This is a genomic window from Magnetospirillum moscoviense, assembly GCF_001650635.1.
GTDB lineage: Bacteria > Pseudomonadota > Alphaproteobacteria > Rhodospirillales > Magnetospirillaceae > Magnetospirillum > Magnetospirillum moscoviense.
Map to the genome: position 1 here is coordinate 1 of NZ_LWQU01000180.1, position 12997 is coordinate 12997.

Annotated in this window: 21 protein-coding genes and 2 pseudogenes; 9 read left to right on the forward strand and 14 right to left on the reverse strand. The window is 64.4% G+C overall.

All coding sequences use genetic code 11. The features are described 5' to 3' along the window. Positions 1-91: 91 nt before the first annotated feature. From A6A05_RS21920 to A6A05_RS17210, 4 genes and pseudogenes are all read right to left on the reverse strand, one after another. Positions 92-229: pseudogene (locus A6A05_RS21920) on the reverse strand (IS5/IS1182 family transposase); the annotation flags it as partial. A 19-nt stretch (positions 230-248) separates the two neighbouring features. Further along, positions 249-548 (reverse strand): annotated as a pseudogene (locus A6A05_RS22205) (adenylyl-sulfate kinase); the annotation flags it as partial. Between the two features lie 55 nt (positions 549-603). Beyond that, positions 604-933, reverse strand: a complete 330-nt coding sequence (locus A6A05_RS17205; protein WP_068503972.1) for a hypothetical protein — start codon at positions 931-933, stop codon at positions 604-606. A gap of 151 nt (positions 934-1084) precedes the next feature. Further along, the gene (locus A6A05_RS17210; protein ID WP_068503974.1) at positions 1085-1627 is read right to left on the reverse strand and encodes an HlyD family secretion protein; all 543 of its coding nucleotides are present in this window, start codon (positions 1625-1627) and stop codon (positions 1085-1087) included. A gap of 478 nt (positions 1628-2105) precedes the next feature. Here A6A05_RS17210 and A6A05_RS21930 point away from each other — a divergent pair, with 478 nt between their 5' ends. After that, positions 2106-2456: a hypothetical protein gene (locus A6A05_RS21930; RefSeq protein ID WP_245644345.1), complete on the forward strand. Its 351-nt coding sequence runs from the start codon at positions 2106-2108 to the stop codon at positions 2454-2456. Between the two features lie 11 nt (positions 2457-2467). On the opposite strand, the gene A6A05_RS17220 is transcribed toward A6A05_RS21930, so the two are convergent. Next, positions 2468-2749, reverse strand: coding sequence for an addiction module antidote protein (locus A6A05_RS17220; RefSeq protein ID WP_068503976.1), 282 nt, complete (start codon positions 2747-2749; stop codon positions 2468-2470). A gap of 3 nt (positions 2750-2752) precedes the next feature. Then, positions 2753-3052 carry a type II toxin-antitoxin system RelE/ParE family toxin gene (locus tag A6A05_RS17225; protein WP_068503978.1) on the reverse strand — a complete coding sequence of 100 codons (300 nt, stop codon included), beginning with the start codon at positions 3050-3052 and terminating at the stop codon, positions 2753-2755. Positions 3053-3108: 56 nt separating this feature from the next. Between A6A05_RS17225 and A6A05_RS17230 the strand changes: the two genes are divergently transcribed. From A6A05_RS17230 to A6A05_RS21040, 4 genes are read left to right on the forward strand one after another with little or no spacing between them, the layout of a single operon-like run. Then, positions 3109-4608: an ATP-dependent DNA helicase gene (locus tag A6A05_RS17230; RefSeq protein WP_245644346.1), complete on the forward strand. Its 1500-nt coding sequence runs from the start codon at positions 3109-3111 to the stop codon at positions 4606-4608. After that, positions 4562-4942 (forward strand): hypothetical protein, encoded by a 381-nt coding sequence (locus tag A6A05_RS17235; RefSeq protein ID WP_156521123.1) that lies wholly within the window; start codon positions 4562-4564, stop codon positions 4940-4942. The genes A6A05_RS17230 and A6A05_RS17235 overlap by 47 nt, the downstream gene beginning before the upstream one ends. 14 nt (positions 4943-4956) lie before the next feature. Beyond that, entirely contained in the window at positions 4957-5142 is a 186-nt protein-coding gene (locus tag A6A05_RS17240) for a hypothetical protein (RefSeq protein ID WP_068503982.1), read from the forward strand. After that, on the forward strand, positions 5136-5294 hold the full coding sequence (locus tag A6A05_RS21040) for a hypothetical protein (RefSeq protein ID WP_156521124.1): 159 nt from the start codon (positions 5136-5138) through the stop codon (positions 5292-5294). The genes A6A05_RS17240 and A6A05_RS21040 overlap by 7 nt, the downstream gene beginning before the upstream one ends. Positions 5295-5502: 208 nt before the next feature. On the opposite strand, the gene A6A05_RS17245 is transcribed toward A6A05_RS21040, so the two are convergent. Genes A6A05_RS17245 through A6A05_RS17260 form a run of 4 tightly spaced genes read right to left on the reverse strand, consistent with a single transcriptional unit; the run spans position 5503 to position 9116 of the window. Beyond that, complete coding sequence (locus A6A05_RS17245) at positions 5503-6102, reverse strand: hypothetical protein (RefSeq protein ID WP_068503984.1); 600 nt, start codon at positions 6100-6102, stop codon at positions 5503-5505. Positions 6103-6104: 2 nt separating this feature from the next. Then, positions 6105-6542, reverse strand: coding sequence for a structural protein (locus A6A05_RS17250; protein ID WP_068503986.1), 438 nt, complete (start codon positions 6540-6542; stop codon positions 6105-6107). Further along, positions 6499-8643 carry a host specificity factor TipJ family phage tail protein gene (locus tag A6A05_RS17255; protein ID WP_245644347.1) on the reverse strand — a complete coding sequence of 715 codons (2145 nt, stop codon included), beginning with the start codon at positions 8641-8643 and terminating at the stop codon, positions 6499-6501. Before A6A05_RS17255 ends, A6A05_RS17250 begins: the two co-directional genes overlap by 44 nt. Next, positions 8640-9116 carry an NlpC/P60 family protein gene (locus A6A05_RS17260; RefSeq protein WP_068503988.1) on the reverse strand — a complete coding sequence of 159 codons (477 nt, stop codon included), beginning with the start codon at positions 9114-9116 and terminating at the stop codon, positions 8640-8642. Before A6A05_RS17260 ends, A6A05_RS17255 begins: the two co-directional genes overlap by 4 nt. A 41-nt stretch (positions 9117-9157) precedes the next feature. On the opposite strand from A6A05_RS17260, the gene A6A05_RS17265 reads away from it, so the two are divergent. Together A6A05_RS17265 and A6A05_RS17270 are read left to right on the forward strand one after the other, a co-directional pair. After that, a complete protein-coding gene (locus A6A05_RS17265) occupies positions 9158-9406 on the forward strand; it encodes a type II toxin-antitoxin system Phd/YefM family antitoxin (protein ID WP_068490561.1) in 249 nt (82 codons plus the stop codon). Beyond that, the gene (locus A6A05_RS17270) at positions 9403-9816 is read left to right on the forward strand and encodes a type II toxin-antitoxin system VapC family toxin (RefSeq protein WP_068503990.1); all 414 of its coding nucleotides are present in this window, start codon (positions 9403-9405) and stop codon (positions 9814-9816) included. The genes A6A05_RS17265 and A6A05_RS17270 overlap by 4 nt, the downstream gene beginning before the upstream one ends. Before the next feature lie 6 nt (positions 9817-9822). On the opposite strand, the gene A6A05_RS17275 is transcribed toward A6A05_RS17270, so the two are convergent. The 3 genes from A6A05_RS17275 to A6A05_RS17290 all read right to left on the reverse strand — a co-directional run bounded on the left by A6A05_RS17275 (position 9823) and on the right by A6A05_RS17290 (position 11692). Then, positions 9823-10347 (reverse strand): DUF1833 family protein, encoded by a 525-nt coding sequence (locus A6A05_RS17275; protein WP_068504000.1) that lies wholly within the window; start codon positions 10345-10347, stop codon positions 9823-9825. Further along, entirely contained in the window at positions 10340-11122 is a 783-nt protein-coding gene (locus A6A05_RS21935) for a hypothetical protein (RefSeq protein WP_245644348.1), read from the reverse strand. The genes A6A05_RS17275 and A6A05_RS21935 overlap by 8 nt, the downstream gene beginning before the upstream one ends. Positions 11123-11227: 105 nt before the next feature. Next, positions 11228-11692 carry an NlpC/P60 family protein gene (locus A6A05_RS17290; RefSeq protein WP_068503992.1) on the reverse strand — a complete coding sequence of 155 codons (465 nt, stop codon included), beginning with the start codon at positions 11690-11692 and terminating at the stop codon, positions 11228-11230. Positions 11693-11743: 51 nt separating this feature from the next. Between A6A05_RS17290 and A6A05_RS17295 the strand changes: the two genes are divergently transcribed. Both A6A05_RS17295 and A6A05_RS17300 read left to right on the forward strand, forming a co-directional pair. Continuing rightward, positions 11744-11968, forward strand: coding sequence for an AbrB/MazE/SpoVT family DNA-binding domain-containing protein (locus A6A05_RS17295; RefSeq protein WP_068503994.1), 225 nt, complete (start codon positions 11744-11746; stop codon positions 11966-11968). Beyond that, entirely contained in the window at positions 11958-12296 is a 339-nt protein-coding gene (locus tag A6A05_RS17300) for a type II toxin-antitoxin system PemK/MazF family toxin (RefSeq protein WP_068503996.1), read from the forward strand. The genes A6A05_RS17295 and A6A05_RS17300 overlap by 11 nt, the downstream gene beginning before the upstream one ends. On the opposite strand, the gene A6A05_RS17305 is transcribed toward A6A05_RS17300, so the two are convergent. Beyond that, positions 12293-12817 carry a DUF1833 family protein gene (locus A6A05_RS17305; protein ID WP_068504002.1) on the reverse strand — a complete coding sequence of 175 codons (525 nt, stop codon included), beginning with the start codon at positions 12815-12817 and terminating at the stop codon, positions 12293-12295. The two genes, A6A05_RS17300 and A6A05_RS17305, sit on opposite strands and share 4 nt — an antisense overlap. Between the last annotated feature and the right edge of the window lie 180 nt (positions 12818-12997).

Here is a 12997-nt window from a genome sequence, read left to right on the forward strand (position 1 = left end):
CGCTGGGAAAATGCCCCGTCCTTGCGCGAGGTCCTGCGGCTGATGGGGGTGATGGTCGATCTGTGGTGCGCCAGCTAGGAGCTGTGGACACTTAGCGCATCCACAGGATGATGGCGGCGATAGTGACGACGGCGCTGTAGTTGGCTGCCGTCTTCTCATATCGGGTTGCGACGCGTCGGAATTGCTTGAGTTTGCTGAAGCAGCACTCGACCAAGTGGCGCTGGGCATACCAGAGCGACGATGACAATGATGCCACTCTCGGCCAGCATCCGCGCCATCTCCCCGGCACGACGGACGTTCTCGGCTCGGTCGTCTGGACTGAAACCGAGATCTGCGCAAAGACCTTGGCGCAGATTGTCACCGTCGACAACCACGCATTGCCAGTTGCGGTCGAACAAATCCAGTTCCAGCGCCATCGCCAAAGTCGACTTCCCTGAGGCAGAAAGGCCGGTCAGCCACAGAATTCCGCCTGTATGCCCGTTGCGCCGCCAGCGTTGGATGGTCGAGACATTATGTTTGACCGTGGAGATATGACTGCCGTTGTGCATTCACAGTAATCTGATTGATTGGGCCAGTTCCTTTCCTGATATAATCGTGCTGGCTTCAATCCACCGGCAGCTTTCCTTCCTTCTGCCTCATGGTGGCAGCGTCCATTTCCATCCTGGCTACGGCGGCGTTGAACTGTGACCGCAAACCGGGTTTTTCCTTGGCGGGAGCTTGCCTGAAGCGGCGCAGCAGGTCCTCTGCCTCGATCAGTGTGGCCGTGGCACCTGGGGATGGATTGGTTCCCAGGCGCAGGCGCATCACCTCCTGGTCTGCCGCACGGTTTGACACATAGACCTCGTCCGGCTTTGATCCGAGCTTATCCGCAGAAAAGGCGGTCAGCGGCGACAGCAGGGTCAAGATGGCCAGGGCCAAGGGCAGTCTTTTCATGACGATCTCCTCTCCTCAAATCAGAATCCCCATTCCCGGACCAACACGGCAGCGGCGGATCGCAGGGCGCTGCCCATAAGGGATTGGCGCTGTCCGTCCATATGGACCTGGCCGCGCAAGGGGGCGGCAAAAGCGGTCGGGGTATCGGTGGTCAGCCGGACGCGATAAAGGGCACCGTCCGGCACCAGGGCCTTGTCGGCGAAACGGGCGGGGATGGTGCCGCCATATGGGGCGGCCAGGGATGGTTCGGTGAGCGCCTTGACTGCCACCCGGTCGATGGCGGCGATGGTGGCGTCAAGTGCCGTGCCGCCGCCTTCAGGGATGAAGCGGGCCGTGTTATTTTTTTTGCGATGCGGGGCAGGTCTGATTCGGCGACATAGGCTTCCAGCACTGTGCCCGCGCGTAAGCCCAGGATGGGTTCGCGGCCATTGATCCACTGGCCGGACTGCAAATTGGGCGAGATGTCGATGATGGTGGCTGCCATGGGAGCCACCAGGGTCAGTCGGTCGGTTTCGGCCTGGACGGCGACCTTTTCCGCCATGGCCCCGGCCAGTTCCTGGGTGATGGACTGGGTGCGGTTGCGGAAGCTGTCCTCGAAGCCGATGGCGGACAGCTCGTATTTCAGCACGCCGATGCGGCGCTCGACCTGCTGGCGGCGTAAGTGCAGTTCGGGGTTGTCCAGACGGGCCAGCACGGCGCCGTGCCTGGACGCTTTGCCCCTCGGTCACCAGGATTTCCACCAGAATGGCCGGATTGGGGGCATAGAGCGCCATGTGGCTTTCGGCCTTCAAGATGGTTGGGAACGCCGCCATCGATGCGGCGCTTGTGTCCCGCAACAGGGCACAGGTGGCGCGGCAATACGTCAGCACCTCTGGATTGGGGCGCGAATGCCTGCGCCAGATCCAGTAGGACTATCTCGCCGCGCCCAAGGACGAGGGCCGCGATTTCGAGCCCGCCACCCTGCGCATCTTCGAAGCCGGGCATCGCGGCGAGGACGTGGTGGCGGCCTGGCTGAGGTCAGCCGGATTCGATCTGCGCACCGAGCGCCGCGATGGAAAGCAGTTCGGTTTCACGGTGCTGAACGGCCGCTTCAAGGGCCACATCGACGGCTGCCTGGTCGGCGGGCCGGTGGCCATGGACTACCCGCCCTGTGGGAGAACAAGGCACTCGGCGTGTCGTCGTGGAAAGACGTGGTCAAGCGTGGCGTGGTGTTGTCCAAGCCAGTCTATGCCGCCCAGATCGCCCTCTATCAGGCCTACATGGATCTGCCCGCCCCGGCGCTGTTCACCGCCATGAACCGCGACACCTGGGAAATTCACTGCGAATTGGTGCCGTTCGATGCACCTCTGGCCCAACGGATGAGCGACCGCGCCGTCCAGGTGGTGCAGGCCAGCATCGCCCAGGAACTGCTGCCCCGTGCCGCCGCCGAACGGACCTCGGTGGTCTGCCGTGGCGGCAAAACGGCTGGTGGCTGGCATTCACCTTGTTCCTGGCAGGATCGGTGCTGGGGGACGTGCCGATGATCCCCCTAGCCTTACGCGGAAATGGTCAGCTTCAGCCCCAGCGCATCGACCACCGAGCGGATGGTTTCATATCGGGGATGGGCACCGGGGGCGACGGCCTTGTACAGGCTTTCCCGTCCCAGCTTGGCCTTCTCGGCCACCTGGCTCATGCCCCGCGCCTTGGCGACGTGGCCCAGCGCCGCCAGGAAGATCGACGGATCGGGGTCTTCCAGGGCCGCCGTCAGGTATTCGGCCATCACCTCGCTATTGTCGAGATAGGCAGAGACATCAAAGGCTGCGACCGGTTCTGTCATGGCTCAAACCTCCTCGATCATTTTGGCCAGTTCCTTGGCCCGCTTGATGTCCCGCGCCTGGGTCGACTTGTCGCCACCCAGAAGCAGCAGATAAACCACCTTGCCGCGCCGGGTGAAATACACCCGATATCCCGGCCCGAAGTGGATGCGCATCTCGCTCACCCCTTCGCCAACCGATTCGCAGTCGCCGAAATTCCCCATCTCGGCGGCGGTCAGTCGCGCCAGGATGCGAGCCTTCCCCTTGTTGTCGGCAAGGGCGGAAAGCCACGCATCGAAACTGGCCGTACGCTGCATCGTGTTCATGCACCACTTGTATCCAAGTGGATACGAGATAGCAAGAATTCAAGAGGGGCAGCCCAATGACCGACATCACCCCCTCCGACACCCAAGCCCAGGCCATCGCCGCCATCCGCGACTGGTTCCAGAACCGCACGGACGAGCAGCAGGTGTTCCTGCTGTTCGGCTATGCCGGGACCGGCAAGTCCACGGTGCTGAGATTCGCCCTGGATGATCTCGGCCTTTCGCCCCACAGCGAAGACGTGCCCGGCGTGGTCACCGCCACCTTCACCGGCAAGGCCGCCCTGGTGTTGCGGCGCAAAGGCACTCCGGCCCGCACCATCCACAGCCTGATCTACAGCGTGATCGAAGCCACCGAAGATGAGATCGAGGAGGCTCAGAAGCGCATTGCCCAGGCCGAAATCGATGCCCGATCCCTGATCGACTTCGACCGCACCGCCGCCGAAGCCGCCATTGAAGCCATGCGCCAGACATTGCGCGAGATGAAGAAGCCGCGCTTCGCCCTTAATCCCGACAGCCCGGCCGCCAGTGCCAAACTGATCGTCCTGGACGAGGTTTCCATGGTCGGCGACGAGATGGCCCGCGACCTGATGAGCTTCGAGCGCCCCATCCTGGTGCTGGGCGATCCCGGTCAGTTGCCGCCGATCAAGGGCGAAGGCGCCTTCACCCAGGCCGCGCCCGACATCATGTTGACCGAGATTCACCGTCAGGCCGCCGAAAGCGCCTTCATTCGACTGGCCACCCTGGCGCGGGAAGGCCGCCCCATCGGCTTCGGCCAGTACGACGACCATGCCTGGAAGATGCGCATGGCCGAGGTCACGCCGGGGCAGTGCTTGCGCGGTGGTCAGGTAATCTGCGGCCGCAACGCCACCCGATTCCAATTGAACAATGCGCTCCGCCGTGCTGCAGGCTTCGGCGGATCGGTTCTGCCCACCGGCTCCAACGAAAAGGTGATCTGCCTCAAGAACCAGAAGGATCTTGGCCTGATCAACGGCATGTTCCTGACCCTGACTGACATTGTCGACGAGGGCAGCGTCTACTTCTCCGCCGTCGCCACCGACGAGGAAGGAACGCCCATCGGCCCGCCCGCCAAGGACGGCAAGCCGGGTCGGCTGATGCTCTATAAAGGGCATTTCGAGGATCATATCGCCCTTGACCCCCACCGCCATGACCGCGATTGGCGGGGCAAAAAGAAGCTGGCCGAGGCCACCTTCGGCTGGGCCATCACCTGCCACAAGGCCCAAGGATCACAGTGGGAGAACGTCGTGGTCTGGGACGACGGTCTGGGCCGCACCGAGCAGGACCGCCGCCGCTGGCTTTATACCGCCATCACCCGAGCCGAGCGCGGCTTGGCTATTTTAGGAGACCCGCACCATGCAGACCACCCGCTCGATTGCCGATACCGCTCCGACGAACCAATGCACTTGCTCCGCCAAACCCAGCGATCTCTGGCGGCGACTGGCATGGTGGGCCGTGCGCAGCCACCTGCCCGACCGCCAATTCCATCGTCTTCCCATGCTGCGGATCAGCCACCTGACAGGTCTGACGACGAATGCGATTGAGCAGGTGATCGCGGATATGATTCGTGACGGCATTCTGGAATGCCAAGGGAACAGTTCGGACTCCGGGTACAGCCACGATCCCGCCATTTTCGATGCCCTGGAGAATGCCGCCCGCAATCTGGCCCCCGGAGCTGAAGAATACCTGGAGTGGCTTGTCCAGGCGCGGCTTGGCCCGATCCATCAGTACCACCTGCTCTCCATCGTCAAACGGGCAACCCGCATTCCGCTTACGGTGCTGCGGCGACAGGTTCGGGACATTTCCCGTCGCTCCGGCGATAGCCGCAATCAACCGACGTTTCGTTTAACCGGCAGCGATCTTCTCGCAGCTTCCTGAGTCGTAGGCCCATCATGTTCGACCTCAATACCTGCCTGCCGCCACCACCCGGTGCCATCCTGGGGCACTGGTTCCCGTCGTCGGGCAATGAGGGCGAGTTCGATCTGGATGAAATCCGCCACCGGCTGGCGGCCTGTCCCCGTGACTGGCTGCCGGGCCTGTTCCCCCATGCCAAGATAATTACGGTGAAACCATGCTGACCCTGGTGGTGGCAAAGGGGTTTATGGGCAAACTGCTGGCCAATCCCGAAATTGCGGCACATCTGGACAAGCACCACGGCGATTTGGCGGTCGAATTGCGGAGGGTGGTCGATACCATGAGCGAAGAGGCCCCCAGCGCGGCCGAAATATAGCTTTTCTGGGCATGGGGACCCGGACCCTTGAAGCGCGGGGACCACAGGAGACGCCGTCGCGATGGACGGATCAAGCGTGGCGGTGGGGATGATGGCGATCCCATTTGGAGCCCACCACTGGCCTGCCTCATAGCAGGCCATAAACACGAAAAGCGGCCGACCGGGGACTCTCCCCTGGTCGGCCGCGTCGTGCGAAGTATGTATTGTGCTACTTGCCAATGGGTCGTGCTTGCGCCAGCAGGGTGCGGGTCTGCTCCGAATCGGCCGATCCACCGAACTCGAAATCGAAAGCGGTGGCGAATTTGCCGGCCAGCAACGTCACCACCGAGATGATGCAGCCGCCGACGGCGGTGTTGCCGTCAACGTGGCCGAACACCATGAAGCCGATGCCGCCGACGATGCCTGCTCCCGCCGTGACCAGCAGGACGTTGGCGCGAGTATTGCTGCGTCCGGCCTTGATGAACTCGCTGTCCCTGGCACGGGCGTTCTGGCGGTCGGCCAGGGTAGCGGTCAGCGTGGTGATGGCCCCGGTCATCTGCTGCATGCGTTCGGCATGGGCGAAGGCCTGGGCTTGGGTACGAAGTTGGAACACCAGATTGGGGTCGGCCAGAATCTCGCGGGCCTTGTCCGGATCGTCGGTGCCGGTGATGGCGCGGACGCTGTCTGCCAGCTTGCCGACGGCCTTCTCGGCATCGTCGCCGAACAGGCTGGCGATGTCCGGCGCCACGTCCAGCGCCACCTTGGCCAGCCCCGCGATGGGATTGGCGGCGATGGCTGCGGCATCGCCGAGGAGATCGAGCAGGTTCATGGTCAGGCGCTCCCCAGCCCCATGCCAACTCCGGCCATGATCACCTCGCGGGCATAGGGCTGCTGGCCGTTTTCATGGCGGATGATGGCTTCGACCAGTCCGGCCATGGTCTCGGCCTTGGTCAGGTCGATGGCCTGATCGGGCGCTACGCCCAGGCGGGAGGCGACATGGGTGATGTAGGAGCCGGTGTCGTTCTCGCAGCCCGGCGCCCAGCGGGTGATGATCCCCGTCACGGTGTTGAGGCCATGGCGGCGCTGATATCCGACTAGGATGCGGGCCAGGGCACGGATGCCGGCCTCGGGGCTGACGAACTCCTCGAACACCGGATCGTCATCGGTGGCGCGCTCGCCCTGCCACTGGGTCTTGTCGCCGGGGGATTCCTTGATATTGCCGGGATTATTGAGGCGAATGCCACGCGGCACGACAGCGTCCTTGGTCATGGGGAACCTCCAATGAAAATGCCGCCCGAAGGCGGCTGGTGGGAACGGTGATGACGGAAGCGGCTAATTCACATGCACCCGCGCATCCTCGGCGACGGCTGTGATTTCCACCTGCTCGGCGCGGGGACGGATGGCGAGGATGCCCCCAGCGGGGCATGTCGTGGGTGATGGCGACCAGATCGCCATAGGTGGGGATCATGCCCTCCAACTCGGTGCGGAAGGTGACCATGCGGCGGCGATAGCGGTTGTTGGCGGCGATGTAGAGACCTTCCCGCTGGGCATGGTCCTTGGCGGTGCAGCCGAACAGGTTGACCTTGGCGGGGTTATCGCCCGCACTGTCCGCCAGCTTGGCGGTGGTCTCATCGGGCTTCCAGGTGCGCGACGAGAAATACTCCACCGTCACCGCATCGGCGGTGTCATCGCCGGGCATGACGTATTTGATCTTGAAGGAGCCCTTGACGATATTGCGCGGCCCGAACATGGCCACCGGCATGGTCTGGGGCGCATCACGGATGATGCGGACGATGCCGCCCTGCTGGATGGGCACGGCCCTGCCGCAGCGGGCGATGCGGGTCAACGCCTCCCACACCGTCATGCTGCTGTCGAACACCGCGTCGAAGGAATCGCCACGGGCAGCCCAAACGGCATCCAGGGTGGCCAGCGTCTTGAGGTCGATGCGGCTGTCGGCCAGCTTCGCGCCGTATTCCGCCTTGCAGGCATCGGCGAAGGCCCAGGCGATGGAACGGGTCGGCTGCGGAGCCGACCAACCGTCCGCCGCCGACCACACCGGCAGCTTGCGGGTGGCGATGACGTTGATCATGCGCGAGGAGCGCTGCGAGAGGTTGTCGGTGGCGCGCATCTTCACCGCCAGCAGGGTGACGGCGCCGAAGTCGGGCTGGCCGGTCAAATAGGCACGCAGAGCGCCCCAGCGGATTTCATGGCCGGCACGTTCGGCGGTGTCCTTGGTGTCGAGACGCTTGAGGCGGACCTCATAGCGGCCCGGATTCACCGCATAGCGGAAGGACAGGCGGATGGCGGTATTGCTGGCGGCGGAGTGGGATTCGGTCGCCAGCATCGACCAGCCGGCAAGGGCCTCGCCGTCGGCATCGATGGCGCGCGCCTCGACCTGCCACTGGACGCTGCGGCTATCGAGGCTGCCGGAATCGTTAGCATAGTAGAGGCCGCGCGGCATGATCACGTCGATGCCCAGCGCCCCCGCCGAGGTGTCCACCGGGTTGGCGGTGAACGGGCCGACGAAGCCATCGTCGCCGGAGGCCACCAGATTGGGAGCCATCAGCTCCTGGCCAGCAATCTCGGCGGCGGTGACCACGTCCGGTTCGAACAGCGTCACCGGGGAACCGGGCGGCACGATCTCGGTCTGGACCTCCTCGAAGGAGGAAATGGGGGTGTCCTCAATGCGGATTTGCTCGACCGCATATTCCCCCTGGCCGACGACGTGGAGCTGGTAGAGGTACTGCTCGCCGCCGACGTAATCCTGGTAGGGCTCGGAGGCGAGGTCGGGATAGATCAGGTGGCGACCATAGATCACCGGAATCGGCTGGCCCAATCGGCCCTGGTTGCCCTGAGCCTGGATTGAATAGGTTGGGCTGGGGGCCGGGGGGCTACCGCTGCCGCCCCAGTTGAGTGACGGCATGGAGGGCTTGGGGGCCGGGATCACCGTATTGATCAGCATCGAGCCGGCCAGGGCGATACCGGCGGTGGCCATGGCGGCGGCACTGCCGGCGGCGGTATAGCCCATGGCCACCGCCGCCATGGGGCCCAGATAGATGGCGGCCACCATCACCGCGATGGTCAGCACGATCCGCATGGGGTTCTTGCCGCCCCCACCTCCTCCGCCGCCACCCTGGGGCCAGCGAATGACGGTGACGACCTCGCCGTCGCCGATGGCCCGGACAGCATAGATGCCGACCGGCACCGTCATGCCGCCGATCAGGATTTCCGGCCCGTCGGACCAGCTTTCCTCGGCGATGCCGCAAGCCTGCAACAGGCAGCCCAGCGTGATCCCGGCTTCCACCGCATGCACCGAGCGGCTGGCCACCGGCTCGAACGGATTGGTGACGATGACGACGGAGGCTGTCATGCCGGGTTTCCGATGAACCGGTAGAAACCTTCGATGGCCCAACCGTTGAGCGCGAGCGCGTCCGAACGCTGGAACACCACTCCAGCGCCCTCGGCGCAATGCAGGACGCCGCCGCCATCCACATCGAGCCAGATGCCGACATGGATGGGATGGCGCGACCGGCGCAGCAGCACGCAATCGCCTTCCATGGGATCGGGCACCTTGGCCCAGCGCCGACGCTCGGGGTGGTCGCGGAAGGTGCGGCCCATGATCAGCATGTCTTCGGGATTGCTGATCTCCGGCAGCAAGCGGTCGAAATGGCGAGCCTGTACCATGCGGACGAATTCCCAGCAATTGAACGAGTCCGGCCCGATGCCGCCGGAAACGGCAATTCGTTCATTGGCGGCCTCGCCGCCGTGGACGGACCACGGCAAACCGATCAAGGCGATGGCCCAATGGGGGACACCAACCGGCGACTGGCATTCGCGGGTCATTGTCGCTATCCTCATCTGGTCAGAATGGTCAGGAGACGCCCATGCACGCGTGGCAGGTTCAGGACGCCAAGGCCCGGTTCAGCGAGTTGCTGCGCAGCGCCGCAGCCGAAGGTCCGCAGGCGATCACCGTTCGGGGCCGCACCACGGCGGTGGTGATGTCCCAGGACGAGTACGAACGGCTGAAGGGGCGCAAGCCGTCGCTGGTGGAATTCCTGCGGGCTTCGCCGCTGTCCGGCGTGGACCTCGATATCGAGCGCGACCGCTCGCCGTCGCGGGACATCGAGTTGTGAGCTATCTGGTCGATACCTGCGCCCTGTCCGAGCTGATCCGGCCCGTCCCGGCGCCGCAGGTGGTGGAGTGGTTCGAGACGGCGCCGCAGGAAGCCTTGTTCATCAGCGCCCTGACCCTGGGCGAAATCCGCCGGGGCGCCGAGAAGCTGGCGGACGGGCGGCGGCACGGCCGGATCATCGCCTGGCTGGAGATCGAACTGCCCGACTGGTTCGAAAGCCGCGTGCTGCCGGTCGATGCCGCTGTCGCCGACGAATGGGGCCGCCTGACCGCGCGGATCAAACAGCCGCTACCGGCTATCGACAGCCTGATCGCCGCCACCGCCCTGAAGCATCGTCTTACCGTGGTGACCCGCAACGTCGCCGATTTCGCGGCGGCCGGCGTCGATATCCTCAATCCCTGGGAGGCATAGCCGTCATCACCGCGCCAGACCGGGAAAGCGCCGGGCGGTATAGGTGATGGACGGGAAGGACTTGTTCCCCGCATCCAGCATGCGGGCGCGCCCCGTGACCCTCATGGTGTCGGCTTCGACCTCGGTCAGGGTCATGGTGATGGGTGGGTCCATATGGGGGCCGTTGAGATCGGTGGAGAGATAGGGCCGCCAGGTGATCTCGATCACCTGCTGGCTGATGGCGGCTCCCTCAAGGGCATCGGTGATATCGCTGCCGACATTGTCGAGGGTGACGGTGATTTCTGGCACCGGAGCGGTATCCACCGGCGGCGGGGAGAACTCGAAGGCCAGCGCGGCGAAGGTCACCCGTTTGCCGCCATCGCGGGGCGCGCCGGCCTCCAGCCGGGCGGTGAGGTCGGCGTGATCACGGACCACCCGGATCGGCTCGTCAAAGGTTGGATGCCAGATCTCCAACGTATCGAGAATCACCGTTCCGGCCGGGGCTGATGCAAACGCCTCCTTCAGCGCCTGGCTGAGAGCCGGATCAGGCACCGCGCCGGTCTCCATAGGGGCACAGGGTGCGGGCTTCCAGCAGCAGGCGGATCTGGTGGACGATCTCGGACAAGCCTTCGACTGCCGAGCGCAGTGCCTCGGTCTGGCGGGCCTGCTCCTCGACCACATGGGCGAAAGCTTCGACCGGGACACCGGAGGAATCCGGTTGCTCCCGCCGCCGCGACCATGCCCAGGCGAGGATCGCCACCACGATCACCACGGCGATGATGGCGGCGATCTGGAAGCGGATGCCGTTGCGGTCGGCGGATTCCATGCCGTAGGTCGTGGTCGTGCTCAGGGTGTGGGTGGCTTCCTTGGTGTAGCCCCCGGAACCGTTCGGTGTGAACCGGTCCAGCATGCAGTAATTGCTGGGTTCCATCCGCACGATGATGATCTTGCCGTCGTCGCAGGGAATGACGATGCCGCGATAGAGGCTCTCGGCATACCCCGCCGAATTGGCCGTCCAGTCGTAGAAGATGTGCTTGGTCTCATCGAGATTGTTGAACCAGGCGCGGCGGTTGCTGGCGGAAATGTCGAACGGTGGGACGTTGGAATAGACGTGCAGCCGCATGGAGGTGCCGCCGTTCTTGTTCTCATTGATGACCAACGTGCCGGTTTTCTCGTTGTAGCCGATCATCCCGTACTTGTTGTACGTCCCGAAATTGTTCTGGGCGTAGAACTTGGTGTTGGTCCAGGCCAGATGCCAACCCTCGGTGCCGGTCAGGCGGCCTGGCGCGATTGCCCGCGGCGCCACGCCCGCGTACTGGTTCTCCATGAACAGGGCGAGGTTCTTGTTGGTCTTGTTGTTGACCCAGACACCGACATTCCGAGCGGGTGGCCACCGGTTCGAACGGATTGGTGACGATGACGATGGAGGCGGTCATGGCGAAAACCGATAGAAGCCCTCGATCGCCCAGCCGTTGAGGCTGAGCGCGTCAGGGCGCTGGAACACCACACCCGCGTCTTGGGCGCAGTGCAGCACGCCGCCACCATCCACATCGAGCCAGATGCCCACATGGATGGGATGGCGCGACCGGCGCAGCAGCACGCAATCGCCCTCCATGGGATCGGGCACCTTGGCCCAACGCTGCCGCTCGGGGTGGTCGCGGAAGGTGCGGCCCATGACCAGCATGTCTTCGGGATTGCCGATCTCGGGCAGCAGGCGGCCGAAGTGGCGGGCCTGCACCATGCGGACGAATTCCCAGCAATTGAACGAGTCCGGCCCGCTGCCGCCGGAAACGGCAATTCGTTCATTGGCGGCCTCGCCGCCGTGGACGGACCACGGCAGGCCGATGAGGGCGATAGCCCAATGGCGGGAAGCCCCCTGAGATGAGTTGCTGTTCATGGCGAAATTCCGATATTCTTACCGGTAAGGAATTTGGATTGGAGGTTCTTAATGGAACTCGCCCGCATCACCGCGAAAGGGCAGATGACGATCCCCAAGAAGGTCCGCGAAGCAGCTCATCTAACGGCGGGTGACGTGGTCACCTTCGTCGTCGAGGATGACCGGGTGTCGATCCGCAAGGTCGTTCCCGGTGGCGATGAATACCTGCGAGCCGTCCAGGGAACGCTGGGAGAATGGAACAGCCCCGAGGACGAGGAGGCTTGGCGTGGACTTTGAACCGTTCGACGTCGTCGTGGTGCCGTTCCCGTTCACCGACAAGGTGGGTGCGAAACGGCGCCCGGCCCTGGTGGTGTCGTCGGCAGCCTTCAACGGGAACCATGACCAGGTGATCCTGGCCATGATCACCTCCGCCCGCCAGAGCGACTGGACCAGCGACGTCCCATTGGAAGAATGGACGGCGGCAGGTCTGACCGTGCCCTGCCGTGTCCGGTTCAAACTGTTCACCTTGGATCGCGACATGGTCCTGAAGAAGGCGGGAACACTGACTCCGCATGACCGGGCCAGTGTGCAACGCGCCCTGTCGCAAAGCCTTGCCGTCGCCTAACGCGCCAGACCGGGAAAGCGCCGGGCGGTGTAGGTGATGGACGGGAAGGATTTGTTCCCCGCATCCAGCATGCGGGCGCGCCCCGTAACCCTCATGGTGTCGGCTTCGACATCGGTCAGGGTCATGGTGATGGGCGGGTCCATATGGGGGCCGTTGAGATCGGTGGAGAGATAGGGCCGCCAGGTGATCTCAATCACCTGCTGGCTGATGGCGGCGCCCTCAAGGGCATCGGTGATGTCGCTGCCGACATTGTCGAGGGTGACGGTGATTTCCGGCACCGGAGCGGTATCCACCGGCGGCGGCGAGAACTCGAAGGCGAGTGCGGCGAAGGTCACCTGCTTGCCGCCGTCGCGGGGCGCACCGGCCTCCAGCCGGGCGGTGAGATCGGCATGGTCGCGCACCACCCGGATCGGCGTGGTGAAACTGGGGTGCCAGATTTCCAATGTATCCAGGATCACCGTGCCGCTGGGGGCTGATGCAAACGCCTCCTTCAGCGCCTGGCTGAGAGCCGGATCAGGCATCGCGCCGGTCTCCATAGGGGCACAGGGTGCGGGCTTCCAGCAGCAGGCGGATCTGGTGGACGATCTCGGACAGGCCTTCGACCGCCGAGCGCAGGGCTTCGGTCTCCCGGGGCAGTGGCCAACGGCAAGGCCCGGGGGATGCAGCGCTACCTTTGCCGGGCTTGCAAGCGGACCTTCGGC